Annotated in this window: 11 protein-coding genes; 8 read left to right on the top strand and 3 right to left on the bottom strand. The window is 69.8% G+C overall.

The window, feature by feature from the left end; translation table 11 throughout:
* The first annotated feature begins 42 nt into the window (after nt 1–42).
* Nucleotides 43–1,077 (top strand): LacI family DNA-binding transcriptional regulator, encoded by a 1,035-nt coding sequence (locus GVL05_RS06390; RefSeq protein WP_159572340.1) that lies wholly within the window; start codon nt 43–45, stop codon nt 1,075–1,077.
* Nucleotides 1,078–1,506: 429 nt separating this feature from the next.
* Here the strand turns inward: GVL05_RS06390 and GVL05_RS06385 are convergent, their stop codons facing one another.
* Entirely contained in the window at nt 1,507–3,012 is a 1,506-nt protein-coding gene (locus GVL05_RS06385) for an alpha-N-arabinofuranosidase (protein ID WP_159572338.1), read from the bottom strand.
* Nucleotides 3,013–3,320: 308 nt separating this feature from the next.
* Between GVL05_RS06385 and GVL05_RS06380 the strand changes: the two genes are divergently transcribed.
* The 3 genes from GVL05_RS06380 to GVL05_RS06370 all read left to right on the top strand — a co-directional run bounded on the left by GVL05_RS06380 (nt 3,321) and on the right by GVL05_RS06370 (nt 6,648).
* Entirely contained in the window at nt 3,321–4,676 is a 1,356-nt protein-coding gene (locus GVL05_RS06380) for an extracellular solute-binding protein (protein ID WP_111086245.1), read from the top strand.
* Between the two features lie 84 nt (nt 4,677–4,760).
* Entirely contained in the window at nt 4,761–5,732 is a 972-nt protein-coding gene (locus GVL05_RS06375; RefSeq protein WP_111086244.1) for a carbohydrate ABC transporter permease, read from the top strand.
* Nucleotide 5,733: 1 nt separating this feature from the next.
* Nucleotides 5,734–6,648 (top strand): carbohydrate ABC transporter permease, encoded by a 915-nt coding sequence (locus GVL05_RS06370; RefSeq protein WP_123938319.1) that lies wholly within the window; start codon nt 5,734–5,736, stop codon nt 6,646–6,648.
* Nucleotides 6,649–6,891: 243 nt separating this feature from the next.
* On the opposite strand, the gene GVL05_RS06365 is transcribed toward GVL05_RS06370, so the two are convergent.
* A complete protein-coding gene (locus GVL05_RS06365; protein ID WP_123938320.1) occupies nt 6,892–7,731 on the bottom strand; it encodes a siderophore-interacting protein in 840 nt (279 codons plus the stop codon).
* A 28-nt stretch (nt 7,732–7,759) separates the two neighbouring features.
* Here GVL05_RS06365 and GVL05_RS06360 point away from each other — a divergent pair, with 28 nt between their 5' ends.
* From GVL05_RS06360 to GVL05_RS06345, 4 genes are read left to right on the top strand one after another with little or no spacing between them, the layout of a single operon-like run.
* Nucleotides 7,760–8,839, top strand: a complete 1,080-nt coding sequence (locus tag GVL05_RS06360; protein WP_235035880.1) for an iron ABC transporter permease — start codon at nt 7,760–7,762, stop codon at nt 8,837–8,839.
* On the top strand, nt 8,836–9,912 hold the full coding sequence (locus GVL05_RS06355; RefSeq protein ID WP_235035879.1) for an iron chelate uptake ABC transporter family permease subunit: 1,077 nt from the start codon (nt 8,836–8,838) through the stop codon (nt 9,910–9,912). Before GVL05_RS06360 ends, GVL05_RS06355 begins: the two co-directional genes overlap by 4 nt.
* Nucleotides 9,909–10,778: an ABC transporter ATP-binding protein gene (locus GVL05_RS06350; protein WP_159572336.1), complete on the top strand. Its 870-nt coding sequence runs from the start codon at nt 9,909–9,911 to the stop codon at nt 10,776–10,778. The genes GVL05_RS06355 and GVL05_RS06350 overlap by 4 nt, the downstream gene beginning before the upstream one ends.
* Nucleotides 10,779–10,789: 11 nt before the next feature.
* On the top strand, nt 10,790–11,800 hold the full coding sequence (locus tag GVL05_RS06345; RefSeq protein ID WP_159572334.1) for an ABC transporter substrate-binding protein: 1,011 nt from the start codon (nt 10,790–10,792) through the stop codon (nt 11,798–11,800).
* 99 nt (nt 11,801–11,899) lie between these two features.
* Here the strand turns inward: GVL05_RS06345 and GVL05_RS06340 are convergent, their stop codons facing one another.
* On the bottom strand, nt 11,900–13,954 hold the full coding sequence (locus GVL05_RS06340) for a transglycosylase domain-containing protein (RefSeq protein ID WP_235035878.1): 2,055 nt from the start codon (nt 13,952–13,954) through the stop codon (nt 11,900–11,902).
* Nucleotides 13,955–14,247 lie beyond the last annotated feature (293 nt).

Raw genomic sequence — 14,247 nt, 5'->3', positions numbered from 1 at the left:
AACGCAGACTGCGTGATCCCGCAACGGAAGGAGCTCGAGCCGATGACGACCGAGTCCCCCGCCGGCACCCGCCGCTCCCCCTCGATGGCCGCCGTCGCCGACGCCGCCGGGGTCTCGATGCAGACCGTCTCGCGCGTCGCCCGCGGGTTCGACAACGTCAGCCCGGACACCCGCGACCGCGTGCAGCGCGCGATGGACACCCTGGGCTACCGGCCCAACCGTGCCGCACGGGCCCTGCGATCGGGGCGCTTCCGCACCATCGGCGTGATCATGTTCACGCTCGCGTCCTTCGGCAACATGCGCACGCTCGAGGCGATCGCCGACGCCGCCGGTACCGCCGACTTCACGATCACGTTGCTGCCGATGGCCTCGCGCACCGAAGAAGGCGTGCGCTCCGCGTTCTCCCGCCTGCACGAACAGGCCGTCGACGGCGTCGTGATCATCATCGAGTCGCACATCATCGACACGGCCGAGGTCGTGCTGCCCGACGGCGTGCCCATGGTCATCATCGACTCCACCGGCAGCACCGACCACCCGGCGATCGACACCGACCAGACCGACGGCGCGCGCCAGGCCACCCAGCACCTGCTCGACCTCGGCCACGAGACCGTCTGGCACGTCGCCGGACCGACCTCGTCGTACTCCGCCGCACGCCGGTTGGCCGCGTGGCAGGACACCCTGGAGCGCGCCGGTCGGCTCGTCCCGCCGGTGTTCCACGGCGGCTGGAGCACCGACTCCGGCTACCGCGCCGGCGTCACCATCGCCGCACGCCCGGACATCACCGCCGTGTTCGCCGCCAACGACCAGACCGCGCTCGGAGTGCTCCGCGCCGCGCACGAGTTCGGGCGGTCCGTGCCGTCGTCGCTCAGCGTGGTGGGGTTCGACGATTCCCCCGAGTCCGACTCCTTCTGGCCGCCGCTCACCACCGTGCACCAGTCCTTCGACGAGGTCGGGCGCCGAGCCGTCGCGAACCTGCTCGCCCAGATCGACGGCGAGAGCGTGTCCGCTGCGCCCGACCTGGTGCCCGTGCGCCTGGTGGAGCGGGCGAGCACCGCGCCGCCGCCCGCCGCGCGCTGACGCGCCCGGGCTCGGGCGCCGGATCGCGGCCCCGGTTCGCGGCCCCGGTTCGCGAAAGCGACACTGTGCCGCCAACCTTCCGCGGAGAACTGTCGCTTTCGCGGACCTGACGGCGTAGCGGGCCGCACATCTGTCGCTTTCGCGACCAACAGGCGGACGGGAGGCGCGGTGCCAGCCCGCCACGGGCCTCCCGTCCGCCGCCCGGGGCACACCCGCGAAAGCGACAGTGTGCCGCCAACCATTTGCGGAGAACTGTCGCTTTCACGGACCGGACGCCGCAGCATGCCGGGAGACTGTCGCTTTCGCGGACCGGACCCGACCGACACACGACACGCGACACGCACGCGGAACGAGCAGAGGACGTCGGGCGCGAGCGCCCGACGTCCTCTGTGCTCACTCGACGCCCGCCGCAGCGAACGCCGAGGCGTCTCAGCCGATCGACACGGCGGTCCAGGACACGGGCGGCAGCTCGATCGTGATGGTGTCGCCGTCGCGGCTGACCGTCTCGTTCGTGCGGAGCCCGACGCGCTCGGTGGACGAGAGGTCGTTCACCGCGTGGATGTCGTCGTCCCAGACGCCCTCGGCACGGACGTCGCCCGAGGCCGCCAGGCCCGCGAGGTCGATCGTGACGGTGGTCGACTCGGACGGGTGGCGGTTGATCAGGAAGACCGCTGCCTTGCCGTCCTCGGTCACGGTGGCGGCCGAGTCCACGACCGGCACCTCGCCGTACTTGCCGCCGTCGACGGTGTCACCCGAGGCCTTGACCTGCAGCGACGTACCGTTCGCCAGGCGCGACGTCAGCGAGAACGGGAAGAACGTCGTCTGGCGCCAGGCCGGGCCGCCGGGCTCGGTCATGATCGGGCCGATGACGTTGACGAGCTGCGCGAGCGAGGCCGAGGCGACGCGGTCCGCGTGGCGGAGCAGCGAGATGAGCAGTCCACCCACGACGACGGCGTCGGCGACGGTGTAGACGTCCTCGAGCAGACGCGGGGCGACGGGCCACTCGTCGAGCGTGAACTCGGCGGCCTGCTCGTGCCACTTCGTGATCGACCAGACGTTCCACTCGTCGAACGAGATGTCGATGCGCTTGTCGGACTTCTTCTGCGCCTGCACGTGGTCGGCAGCGGTGGTGACCGTCTTGATGAAGTGGTCCATGTTGACGCCGGCGGCGAGGAACGACGGCAGGTCGTTGTCCTCTTCGTAGTAGGCGTGCGCGGAGATGTAGTCCACGTCGTCGTAGGTGTGCTCGAGGACGGTGCGCTCCCACTCGCCGAACGTCGGCATCGACGCTCCGGACGAACCGCAGGCGACCAGCTCGAGGTCGGGCTGGATCTGGCGCATGGCCTTCGCGGTCATGGCGGCGAGCTTGCCGTAGTCCTCGGCGTTCTTGTGGCCGAGCTGCCACGGGCCGTCCATCTCGTTGCCGAGGCACCACATCTTGATGGCGAAGGGCTCCTGGCGGCCGTTGGACTTGCGGTACTCGGACAGTGCGGTGCCGGCGTTGATGTTCGCGTACTCGAGCAGCTCGATCGCCTCGGCGGTGCCGCGCGTGCCGAGGTTCACGGCGAGCATGAGCTCCGAACCGACCTGGTCGAGCCAGTGCTGGAACTCGTGCAGGCCGACCTCGTTGGTCTCGGTCGAGTGCCAGGCCAGGTCGAGGCGCTTCGGGCGCTGCTCGACGGGGCCGACGCCGTCCTCCCACTTGTAGCCGGAGACGAAGTTGCCGCCGGGGTAGCGGATGGCGGAGACGCCGAGTTCCTTGACGAGCTCGACGACGTCCTTCCGGAAGCCGTGCTCGTCGGCGGTCTCGTGCGCGGGCTCGTGGATGCCGTCGTAGACGTGGCGGCCGAGGTGCTCGACGAACCCGCCGAACAGGCGACGTCGCACCGGCCCCACGGTGAACGCGGCGTCGAGGACGAGGTGTGTGCGGGGCATGGATCTCCTTCGATCGTGCGAGAGCGGGTACTGCGGGTCGTGCGGTGCGCGTGCTCGGTCCGGCGCCAGGGGTAGCGAAGCGGACCGTCACGAAAGTGAGCGCTCACCTGACCGAAACGCTACCGGGTTCCACGGCGACGCGAAAGGGGTGGCGGATGATCTTCGCGAGCGCTAATGTGAGCGCTCACGGAGCACCGACCCACGGCTCTCGTGCGCGGAGCAGCAGTGTTCCGCGAACGGAGCAGCGATGCTCCGGCGGGAGCACCGACCCTGCTCCCGAGCCCGGCCCATCCCGATGGAGTGATGCCATGCCGAACCGCCCAGCAACACCCGCGTCGCGCCTCTCGCGCCGCGGCTTCCTCGCCGCAGGAGCGGCCGCCGCAACGGTGCTGCCGCTCGCCGCGTGCTCGAGCCCGATCGCAGCCGGCCTGGCCGGCAGTGCACTCAACCCCGAGACGCTCGTCTTCTGGAACCTCTTCGGCGGCGGTGACGGCCTCCGCATGCAGGCGATGGAGGACGGCTACGCAAAGCAGCACGGCGGATCGAGCTCATTGCAGGCCACCACGTTCGCGTGGGGCAACCCGTACTACTCGAAGCTGACACTGGCCACCGTCGGGAACAAGCCGCCGGACGTCGCGGTCGCCCACCTGACCCGCGCGAAGCCACTGTGGGACGGCGACCTGCTCGACCCGATCACGTCCGAGGACCTGGCGAGCGTCGGCCTCAGCGCCGCCGACTTCAACCAGAAGGCCTGGACGGCGCAGAAGACCGACGGCAACAACATCGCCATCCCGCTCGACACCCACCCCTTCGTGCTCTTCTACAACGTTGACGTGTGCAAGAAGGCGGGCCTGCTCGACAGCGACGGCAACCTCAAGGACCTGTCCGGCATGGACACGTTCGAGAGCGCCCTCGCCGCGGTCGCGAAGGTCACCGGCGGCACCGCGCTCAACGTCGCCAACGTCGTGCCGGAGACCGCCACGCCGTGGCGCTTCTTCTGGACGATGTACAACCAGATCAACGACGCGACCCCGTTCATCAGCGACGGCGGCGCGAAGCTCACCGTCAACGAGGACGCCTACAACGAGGTCACCAGCCGCACCCAGAAGTGGGTCAAGCAGGGTTGGATGAACAAGGCGCTCGACTACGCCACGGCACAGTCCCTGATGTTCGACGGCAAGGCCGGCTTCTTCATGCAGGGCGAGTGGGAGATCAGCACGGCGCAGTCCATCAAGGGACTGAAGTTCGGCATGGCCCCGATCCCGCAGCTCTACGACAAGCCCGCGACGCAGGCGGACTCGCACACCTTCGTGCTGCCGAAGAAGGACCGCACGCCGGAGCAGCGCAAGCAGCACATGCTCTTCATCAAGCAGATGCTCGAGCAGAGCCTGACCTGGGCCGAGGGTGGGCACGTCCCCGCCTACATCCCGACCTTCGACAGCAGCGCCTACAAGGAGCTCAAGCCCCAGTCGAACTACGCGGCCGCAGCCGAGACCGCCGTGTTCGACGACCCCGCCTGGTACGGCGGCTCCGGCTCGACCTTCGAGGGCACCGTCGGCGCCCAGCTGGCACTCGTGCAGCAGGGCAGCTCGTCGCCCGCACAGGCGCTCAGTGCCATCAAGTCGCAGCTCGCGACCTACCTGAACACCCCGAGCCCGCTGTGACCGGGCACACGACCGCCCGGCTCGTACGCTCCGGGCACACGACCCACGCGATCGCCGTGAACACCGCGCGAAAGGCACGATGACGTGACCACAGCACCTGTCCTCGACCGGCCCACGGACGCGGCCACCGCGTCGCGTCCGCGCCGGAACCGCACCTACGGCACCAGCCTCACCCGTGGCCAGGGCCGCAGCGGCTGGCTCTTCCTCGCCCCGTTCGGCCTGTTCTACGCGGCCTTCCTGCTCGGCCCGACGGTCTGGATGATCGTCTCGAGCTTCTTCAACACCTCGACCGTCCGCACGGGCCTCGGCAGCTTCGCCGGGTTCGCGAACTACGCCGAGATGCTCGGACGCTCCGACTTCTGGTCGTCGCTCTGGCACACGCTGCAGTTCACGCTGTACACGACGCCGCCGCTCGTCATCCTGGCGTTCGTCTTCGCCGTGCTGACGAACCGGATGAACCGCGGCCAGTGGTTCTTCCGACTGGCGTTCTTCCTGCCCTTCATCCTGCCGTCGGCGACGATCTCGCTCATCTGGGTGTTCATCTTCACGCCGGCGACCGGCCTGTGGGCGAGCATGCAGTCGGCCATCGGCCTCACCCCGGGCTCCGGCATGCTGTCCAGCCCCAACACCGCGATGATCGGTGTCGCGATCGCCACCGTCTGGTGGACCCTCGGCTTCAACTTCGTGCTCTACCTGGCCGGTCTGCAGGAGATCCCGCGCGAACTGTACGAAGCGGCCGCCGTCGACGGCGCGTCGAACTGGCAGCAGATCAAGTCGATCACGCTGCCGCTGCTCGGCCGCACCACGACGCTGGTCATCCTGTTGCAGATCATCGCGAGCCTGAAGATCTTCGACCAGGTGTACCTGATGACGAACGGCGGACCGGGCATCTCCACCCAGGTCTCGCTGCAGCTCATCACGGGCGTCGGCTTCACCGACAACCGACTCGGTGCCGCCTCGGCAGCGTCGGTGCTCCTGTTCATCGTGATCGTCGCGATCGCGGTCATCCGGCAGCTCGTCGAGCGCGCTGCCGCCAAGCGAGAGATCGGGGCCTGACATGACCGCCACTGAGAGCATCACCACCGGCCGCGCCAAGCTCCGCACCGGCGTCTCGGCCGCCGCCCCCGCGAACGCCGCCAAGATCGGCGTCTCCGGCAAGGGCTTCAACCTGGTCGCCGGGATCATCCTGATCGTCTTCGCGATCATCTGGCTCATCCCCAGCCTGTTCGCCCTGAAGACGTCGCTGTCCGACAACGGCGTCGCCGCCCTCGGCGCGAACTCGATCCTGTCGAACTGGAACCCGACGCTGCACTCCTACGCGGCGCTGTTCCAGGCCGGCGACATCTGGAACTGGTACCTCGCCAGCGCCATCACGAGCGTGATCACGGCCGTCCTGACGGTCATGTTCGCCTCGATGGCGGCGTTCGCGCTGTCCCGCCTGGTGTTCCGCGGTCGGAACATCGCGTTCCTGCTCATCATCCTCGGCATCATGATCCCGACGCAGGTCCTGATCATCCCGATCTTCCAGGAGCTCAACGCCGTCGGCCTGCTGAACACCTACTGGTCGGTCATCTTCCCGCAGGTGCCGGCCGTGATCGCGGTGTTCATCTTCAAGCAGTTCTTCGACGGGATCCCGAAGGAGCTGGAGGAAGCGGCACGCATCGACGGCGCCAACATCTGGAAGATCTACTGGTCGGTCATCCTGCCGCTGTCGCGTCCGGTGATCGCCGCGGTGACGATCCTGACGTTCGTCGGTGTCTGGAACAACCTGCTGCTGCCGCTGTTCGTGCTGTCGAACCCGGACCTCATGACGATCCCGGTCGGGCTCGCCACGGTCCAGGGCAGCTTCGGTCAGCGCTACGCGGACATCCAGGCCGGAGCGATCCTGGCGGCGTTGCCGCTGATCATCCTCTACCTGATCTTCCAGCGGCAGATCGTGGAGGGCGTGACGGGTTCCGGCCTCAAGGGCTGACAAGCGCGTCGGACCGACCTCGCAGGCTCGGTCGGCGCTGGCGTCGCGCGCCGCTGGCGCGTCGCTCAAGCGGAACGCGCGGACGGGAGGCCCGTGGCTATGTCGCCACGAGCCTCCCGTCCGTCGTGTTGGTCGCGCTCCGGGCGTACCTGGCGGAAACGGGCGTACTTGCCGAGAAGTTTCGTGACGGTACGCCCGGAAGCACCAGGCATCGCACACGCCATGGGAAGGAACGGGCACCGCTCAGGCGGAGACGGACTCCTTGGCCTCGTGCTTCCAGAAGCCCGAGAACGTGATGCGCGCCTTCGGCAGACCCGCACGGTGCAGGTGCCGGCGGCCCTCGGTGGCGAGGGTCGACTCGCCGACCACGAAGGCGTACCCGCGGTCGTCGACGGGCACGTGCCGCTGCAGTTCGGCGAGCGCGGCGCGGCCCGGGACGGCGTGGTGGTCGACCTCGTCGCGGACGATCCACGTGACCGCGACCCCGGCCGGTGCGTCGATCTCGCGGACGTCGCCGGCGGTGGGGACCTCTTGGATGATGCGTCCGACGGCGTTCCGGGGCAGCGATGCGGCGATGCCGAGCACGCCGGGCAGGCCGGTCTCCTCGGCCGCGATCACGATCTCGCTGGTGTCGTCCGGGCAGTCGAAGATGCAGCCCTGGTCGAGCATCGCCAGCTGGTCGCCTGGGCGGGCGCCGCAGGCCCAGATCGCGGCACGGCCCTCGGGCTCGCCGTCAGCGTCGGTGTGCACGACGAAGTCGATGTCCATCTCGGCGGTGCCGTCGGGCATCGGGCGGAACGCGGCGACGGTGTAGTTCGCGCAGTGCGGACGGACGTCCTCGGGGATGGCCAGGAACGTCGGCCACCACTTCTTGCCGTCGAGGTCCGGCATCCGGAACGCGTCCTGGTCCGGACGCCCGGTGAACAAGCGGAACCAGTGGTCGAAGCCGAGGAACGGGAACTCGTGCAGGTCGTCGCCGGTGACGGTGACACGCTGCATCGACGGCGTCGTGCGCTCGGTGCGCAGGACCCGGGCACGGAAGAGCCGGGGATTCTCGGGCAGGAGCCGCGGAGTCTTCGCCATGAGGCAAGGCTAACCTAAGATGTTCTCCGTGCCAGCCCCCTCCCCCGCCCTGGCTTCCGTCTCGGAGGCCCGCACCGCCGATGCGTCAGCAGCCCTCGGTGTCCACCGCACCGCCGTCCGTCGCCGCGTCCTGGTGATCGCCGGACTGGTCGTCGTGCTGGTCCTGGTGGCGGTCGCGAGCATGCTCCTCGGCAGCAACCGGATCGGCGTCGACCGGGTGCTCGACGGCCTGTTCCGGACCGGGTCGACCACCGATGAGGCGATCGTCTGGGGCTCCCGGGTCCCGCGCACGCTCATCGGTGCCGCGGTCGGTGCGGCCCTGGGGATCGCGGGGCTCCTGATGCAGGGGCACACGCGCAACCCGCTCGCCGACCCCGGACTGTTCGGGGTCTCGTCGGGCGCCGGGCTCGCCGTCGTCCTCGGCGTCTACGTGTTCGGGGTCACGAGCACCGGCGCGACGGTCTGGTTCGCACTCGGCGGCGCGCTGGTCGCGAGCGTCGTGGTGTTCTCGGTGACCATCGCGGGCAGCGGGACGGCCAGCCCGGTCCCCCTCGCCCTCGCGGGTGCCGCCGTCTCGGCCCTGCTGGGCGCGCTGACCTCGTTCGTCGTCCTGACCGACCAGGACTCGCTCGACGCGTACCGGCTGTGGGTCGTCGGCTCCCTCGCCGCACGGCAGCTCGACATCCTCGGCGCGGTGTGGCCGTTCCTGGTCGCCGGGCTGGTGCTCGCGATCCTGAACGTCCGGGCCCTCGACGCGCTCGGGCTCGGCTCGGACCTGGCCAAGGGCCTGGGCGAGAACGTGCTCGTCGCGCGGCTCGTCGGGCTCGGGGCCATCACGTTGCTCGCAGCCGGAGCGACCGCCGCCGCCGGGCCGATCGGGTTCGTCGGCCTGACGGTGCCGCACGTCGCCCGGGCCCTCGTCGGCACCGGGCACCGGTGGACGCTGCCGGTCTCCGGGCTCGTCGGAGCGGCGCTCGTGCTGCTCGCCGACGTCGTCGGACGCCTGATCGGCGGGTTCTCGGAGGTCGAGGTCGGCATCGTCCTGGCCGTCATCGGCGGCCCCGTCTTCGTCGCCGTCGCCCGTCGCCGATCGCTGGTGTCCCTGTGACGGGCGCAGCGGTCCGTGCGCCCGGCCGGACCGGGGTCCGCATCGGTCCGATCGGCCTCGCCTGGCGCCCGCGGGTGTTCTGGTACACGGCCGCCTCGCTCGGTCTGGTCCTGGTGCTCGTCGTCCTCGGTGTCGCGATCGGCTCGACCTGGATTGCCCCGGGCATCGTGCTCCGCTCCCTGGTCGGGCTCGAGACCGGCCCGGACGGCTTCATCATCACCACGCTCCGACTGCCCCGTGTCCTCACCGGAGCGCTCGTCGGGCTGACCCTCGGCATCGCCGGCGCACTGACCCAGACCTTCACGCGGAACCCCCTGGGCACCCCGGACATCATCGGCGTGACGTCGGGCGCGAGCGTCGGCGCCGTGGCGGCCATCGTGCTCGGCGGGGGCACGTACTCGGTGTCCTCGATCGTGCTCAGCGGCGGGATCCCGGTGGCCGCGACGATCGGTGCGCTCGTCGCCGCCGCCGTCGTGTACGGGCTCGGCTGGCGCGGCGGGGTGCAGAGCTACCGGCTCATCCTGGTCGGCATCGGCGTGAGCGCGACCCTCGACGCCGTGACGAGCTACCTGCTCGTCCGCGCCAAGATCACCATCGCGACCGCGGCGTCGCAATGGCTCGTCGGCAGCCTGTCGAGCACCTCGTGGTCGAGCGTCTGGCCGCTGCTGATCGTCGCCGCGGTCGCGGTGCCGATCGCCCTGGCGACGAGTGCGGCGCTCGGCATCGGACAGCTCGGTGACGAGGTCGCGACCGGGGTGGGGCTCGCCGTCCAGCGGCACCGCCTGCTCGTGATCGCCCTGGCCGTCGTGCTCACCGCCGCCGCCGTCGCCGCTGCGGGACCGGTCGGTTTCGTCGCGTTCGTGGTACCGCAGGTCGGACTCCGGCTGGCCGGCACGAACCGTCCGCCCCTGCTGCTCGCCGGTCTGCTCGGCGCAGCGCTCGTCCTCGCCGCGGACCTGCTGTCCCGATCGGCGTTCCCGTGGCAGGTGCCCGTCGGCATCATCACGACCGTGATCGGTGCCCCGTACCTGATCTGGCTCCTCATCCGTCACCGCAAGGAGATGTCCCGATGACTCCCCCGTCGACACCCCCGTCCACCCCGGTCCTCGAAGCCCGCGGCCTGTCCGTCGGCTACGACCGGCACCCCGTGCTGACCGATCTCGACCTGCGCATCGAGCGCGGCACCGTGACGACGTTCCTCGGCGCGAACGGCTGCGGCAAGTCGACCCTGCTCAAGGCCTTCGGGCGGGTGCTGAAGCCGCAGTCCGGCGAGGTCCTGCTCGACGGTTCCCCGATCCGCAAGGAACCGAACCGCCAGGTCGCGCGGAAGCTCGCGATCCTGCCGCAGTCGCCCGTCGCCCCCGCCGGCACGAGCGTGCTCGACCTGGTGATGCGCGGCCGCAACCCGCACCAGTCGTGGGCGAAGCCGTGGACCGCGGACGACGCCGACGTCGCGGAGCAGGCCATCGCGGCGACCGGCCTGACCGACGTCGCACACCGCGACGTCGCGAGCCTGTCGGGTGGCCAGCGACAGCGTGCATGGATCGCCCTGGTGGTGGCGCAGCAGGCCGACACGTTGCTGCTCGACGAACCGACGACCTACCTGGACCTCGCGCACCAGCTCGAGGTCCTGCGCCTGGTGCGCCGGCTCAACCGCGAGCAGGGTTCCACCATCGTGATGGTCCTGCACGACCTGTCGCTCGCGGCCCGGTTCTCCGACCGGCTCGTCGTGCTGCACGACGGCGGGGTCGCTGCCGACGGCGCACCGCACGAGGTACTGACCCCCGCGTTGCTCGAGCACGCCTTCGGGCTGCACGCGCGCGTGTTCCCGGACCCCGTGACCGGCGCCCCGATGATCGTGCCCGAGGCCGACGAGCACGACACGTCGCTGCACCGCGAACGCGACATCGCGCTGGCGACGGCGGCAGACTTAGGTTAGCCTCTCCTAACGTGAAGCTCTCCCGACGCGGCTCCCTCCGAGCCACTCTCCTGACCACCGTGGCCGTCTCGGCCCTTCTCCTCGCCGGCTGCTCGAGCACCGACTCGAACGACTCCGACGGTGACACCGCGGCGTCGAAGGCCTGGTCCTACGAGGACGCCACCGGCACGACCGTCAAGGTCGACCACACGCCGAAGCGCGTCGTCGTGCTGAACGACATCGCGATCTCGTTCATCGAGTACGGCCTGAAGCCGGTCGGCACCTTCGGCCAGCTGACCATGGCGAAGGACGCCCGCTTCGATGACCTGGACACCGACGGCATCACCCAGCTCGGTACCGGGTACGGCGACGTCGACCTCGAGAAGCTCGCAGCGCTGAAGCCCGACCTCGTCGTGACCTCGGTCTACCCGACCGACGAGAAGGGCACGCTCGACGACACGCAGCCCGGCTACGGCTTCAAGGACAACGAGCAGGAGAAGCAGATCGAGGCCATCGCGCCGGTCGTCCAGGTCAAGTGGGGCGGCAAGGGCGAGGACGTCATCGAGAAGATCGCCGACCTGAGCGAGTCCCTCGGCGCGAAGGAGTCGACGATCGAGGCCGCCGAGAAGCGCTTCGACACCGCCGGTGACGAGCTCGAGAAGGTCGCGAAGGAGCAGGACCTGTCGGTCGTCTCCATGTACGCCGACGGTGACGGCGCCTACGTCACCCGCCCGACCGACGAGCCACTGCTGCAGATGTACTCGTCGTTCGGTGTCGACTTCGTGAACCCGAAGCCGAAGGGCTTCTACTGGGGCATCTACTCGTGGGAGAACGCGGGCCAGATCAAGGCCGACGTCCTGCTGCTGTCGCAGCAGGGCTACCAGGTCGCGGACCTCGAGAAGCAGCCGACCTTCGCTGACAACGCGGCGCTCGAGGCCGGCCAGGTGCACAGCTTCACCTTCCCGGCGCTCGACTACGCCTCGCAGGCCGGCTACATGACGGAGCTCGCGGGCTGGCTCGAGGACAGCAAGAAGCTGTCCTAAAACGCAACCGACGATCAGACGGGAGGCCCGTTGCCAGCTGGCAACGGGCCTCCCGTCTGTCCGTGGTGCGTTCTCGTGCACGTGCCCCGCCTGGTGTCGTCAGCCCACCGGCAAGACGGCGTTCACCGCGGTCTGCGCATCGCGCCAGACCGCTGCGCGGGACCCCGCGTAGGTGCCGCCCTGACCGTTCGAGTAGTACCGCAGGTTGTGCTTCCCGCCGTCGGTGTTGCCCTGCCAGTACGCGGTCACAGCACGCGAGCTCCCGCCGACCAACCACACCTGGTCGGCGGCGTCGGCCGTTCCGGTCTTGCCGAACAGCGTGGTGCCGTCCGGGGTCTGGCCGCCACTCGCCGTGCCGCCCCGGAACGCGCCCTGCATGACCTCGAAGGCCGTCGCCGCGGTCTGCGGCGAGACGGCCTGCGAGCAGGTGCGCGGCTGCCCGCCGAGCTCCGTGCCGTCCGGTGCGGTGACCTGGTCGATGACGACCGGCGCGCAGTACCGACCACCGTTCGCGACACCCGCGTACGCCGCCGCCATCGTCAGCGGCGCGATGCTCTCGGTGCCGAGCAGCGACGCGGGGTTCCACGGCAGCTCGCCGCCGGCGGCCAGGTGCACACCGAGGCGCTTCGCGACGTCGCGGATGTCGCACAGGTCGAGCTGCGCCGCCATCGACTGGTAGGCGGCGTTCACGGACTGGGCCGTGGCCGAGCGGACCGAGTACGGCCCCTTCTGGCCAGGCGAGTCGTTCTTCGGCTGCCAGAAGGCCGTCGTCTGCTCGCCGCACGCCGTCCACGTGCTCTGCGGGTGCGGCGTACCGTTCACGACCGTGTCCGGGCTGCGGCCGGCCTCGAGCCACGCCAGCAGCGTGAACATCTTGTACGTCGAGCCGGTCTGGAAGCCCGTCGAATCTCCGTCGGCCTGGTCGACGGCGTAGTTCAGGGACGTCGCGGTCGGTGGCGCCTGCTCCGACCGGTCGTAGTCGGTGTTCTGCGCCATCGTGAGCACCCGGCCGGTGCCCGCCTCGACGGTGTTCAGCGTCGCGCCCAGCGCCAGCCGGGTCTCGGTCTTCGGGTCGTACCGGTCGAGCAGTTCCTTCTGCTTCGCGTTCAGGTCGAGGTCCAGCGTCGTCTGGATGCGGTACCCACCCGTGCGCCAGGCATCGGCGCGCTGCTGCTTCGTCGCGCCGAGCTGCGGCAGACGTTCGGCGACGCGCTTGGCGTAGTCGCAGAAGAACTCCGCCCCGGTCTCGACGGCCTCGCACCCCTGCTGCGGCGCGGTGATGCGCACGTAATCGGCCAGCCGCGACAGCCGTGCCGTGCGGTACTCGTCGGTCGTCAGGTGCCCCTGCTCGTGCATCGAGCGGAGGATCACGTTCCGCCGTGCAGCGTTGTCGCGGTAGTGGTCAGGCGTGGACAGGTCGCGGCGCTCCGGCCACTGCACGATCGCGATGAGCGATGCCGCCTCGGCCGGGGTCAGGTCGGTGGCGGACTTGCCGTAGTAGTGCTGCGCGGCTGACTGCACGCCGTAGGTCTGGTCGCCGAAGTAGGCGATGTTCAGGTACGCCGTCAGGATCTGCTCCTTGGTGTACTTCTTCGCCAGGCCGATCGCGAGCTTCATCTCGGCGAGCTTCCGCTGCGGCGACCGCTTCGTCGCCTCCTTGTAGCCGGCCTTCTGCTCCTCGAGCGTCGGCAGCTCGCTCGCCCGCTGGATCTTGATGTTCCGGACGAGCTGCATCGTGAGCGTCGAGCCACCCGAACCGCCCTCGCCCTGCGACGCGGCGACGCTCACCAGGGAGCGGACCATCGACGTCGCGTCCACACCACCGGTCTCGTAGAACCGCTTGTCCTCGCCGTCGACCGCGGCGTGCTTGAGCTGGTCGCTGATCTGGTCGAACGACAGCTCTTGCCGGTCCTGCGCCCACACGTTCGCCAGGTGCACCGGTTCGCCACCGCGGTAGGCCCAGACCTGGTTGCGCTGCGGCAGGTCCCCGATCTCGATGTGCTCCGGCAGCGACTCGAACACCCCGATCGCCGACGTCGTGCTCACCCCGGCGACCGCGATCATCGGTGTCACGCCGACCCCGACCATCAAGCCGGCGAGCACACTGCCGCCCACGAAGCCGAGCGCGGCTCCCCCTGCACGTCTCATCGTCATCGCTCTGGATCCCCCGTGGTGCATCACCGCACCGATCTGGTGCTGTCGTTCGGGAGCGTCCCAGCCGATCTCGGGCGGTCGCCGGGACTTCGCCGCGGAACACCGCCGTGTCCGCTGGGAATGCGCCCGTCGTGACGGGATCGTGACGTCAGTGGGGGCGATCTCGGCCCTCCGGACGATGACGGGCGGCTCCGAGAGTGCCCGCCTCTGCGCGTCTCGCCGCCGGCGGTCATCTCAGTACGAGCGTGCAGCACGTGAGACACGAGCTCCCGATGGACCTCCATCGACAACAC

Origin of the sequence: Curtobacterium sp. 18060 (genome assembly GCF_902706105.1) — a bacterium.
Taxonomy (GTDB): Bacteria; Actinomycetota; Actinomycetes; order Actinomycetales; family Microbacteriaceae; genus Curtobacterium.
The sequence above is the reverse complement of the archived record's forward strand: the minus strand, read 5'-3'. Positions and strand labels throughout refer to the sequence as shown.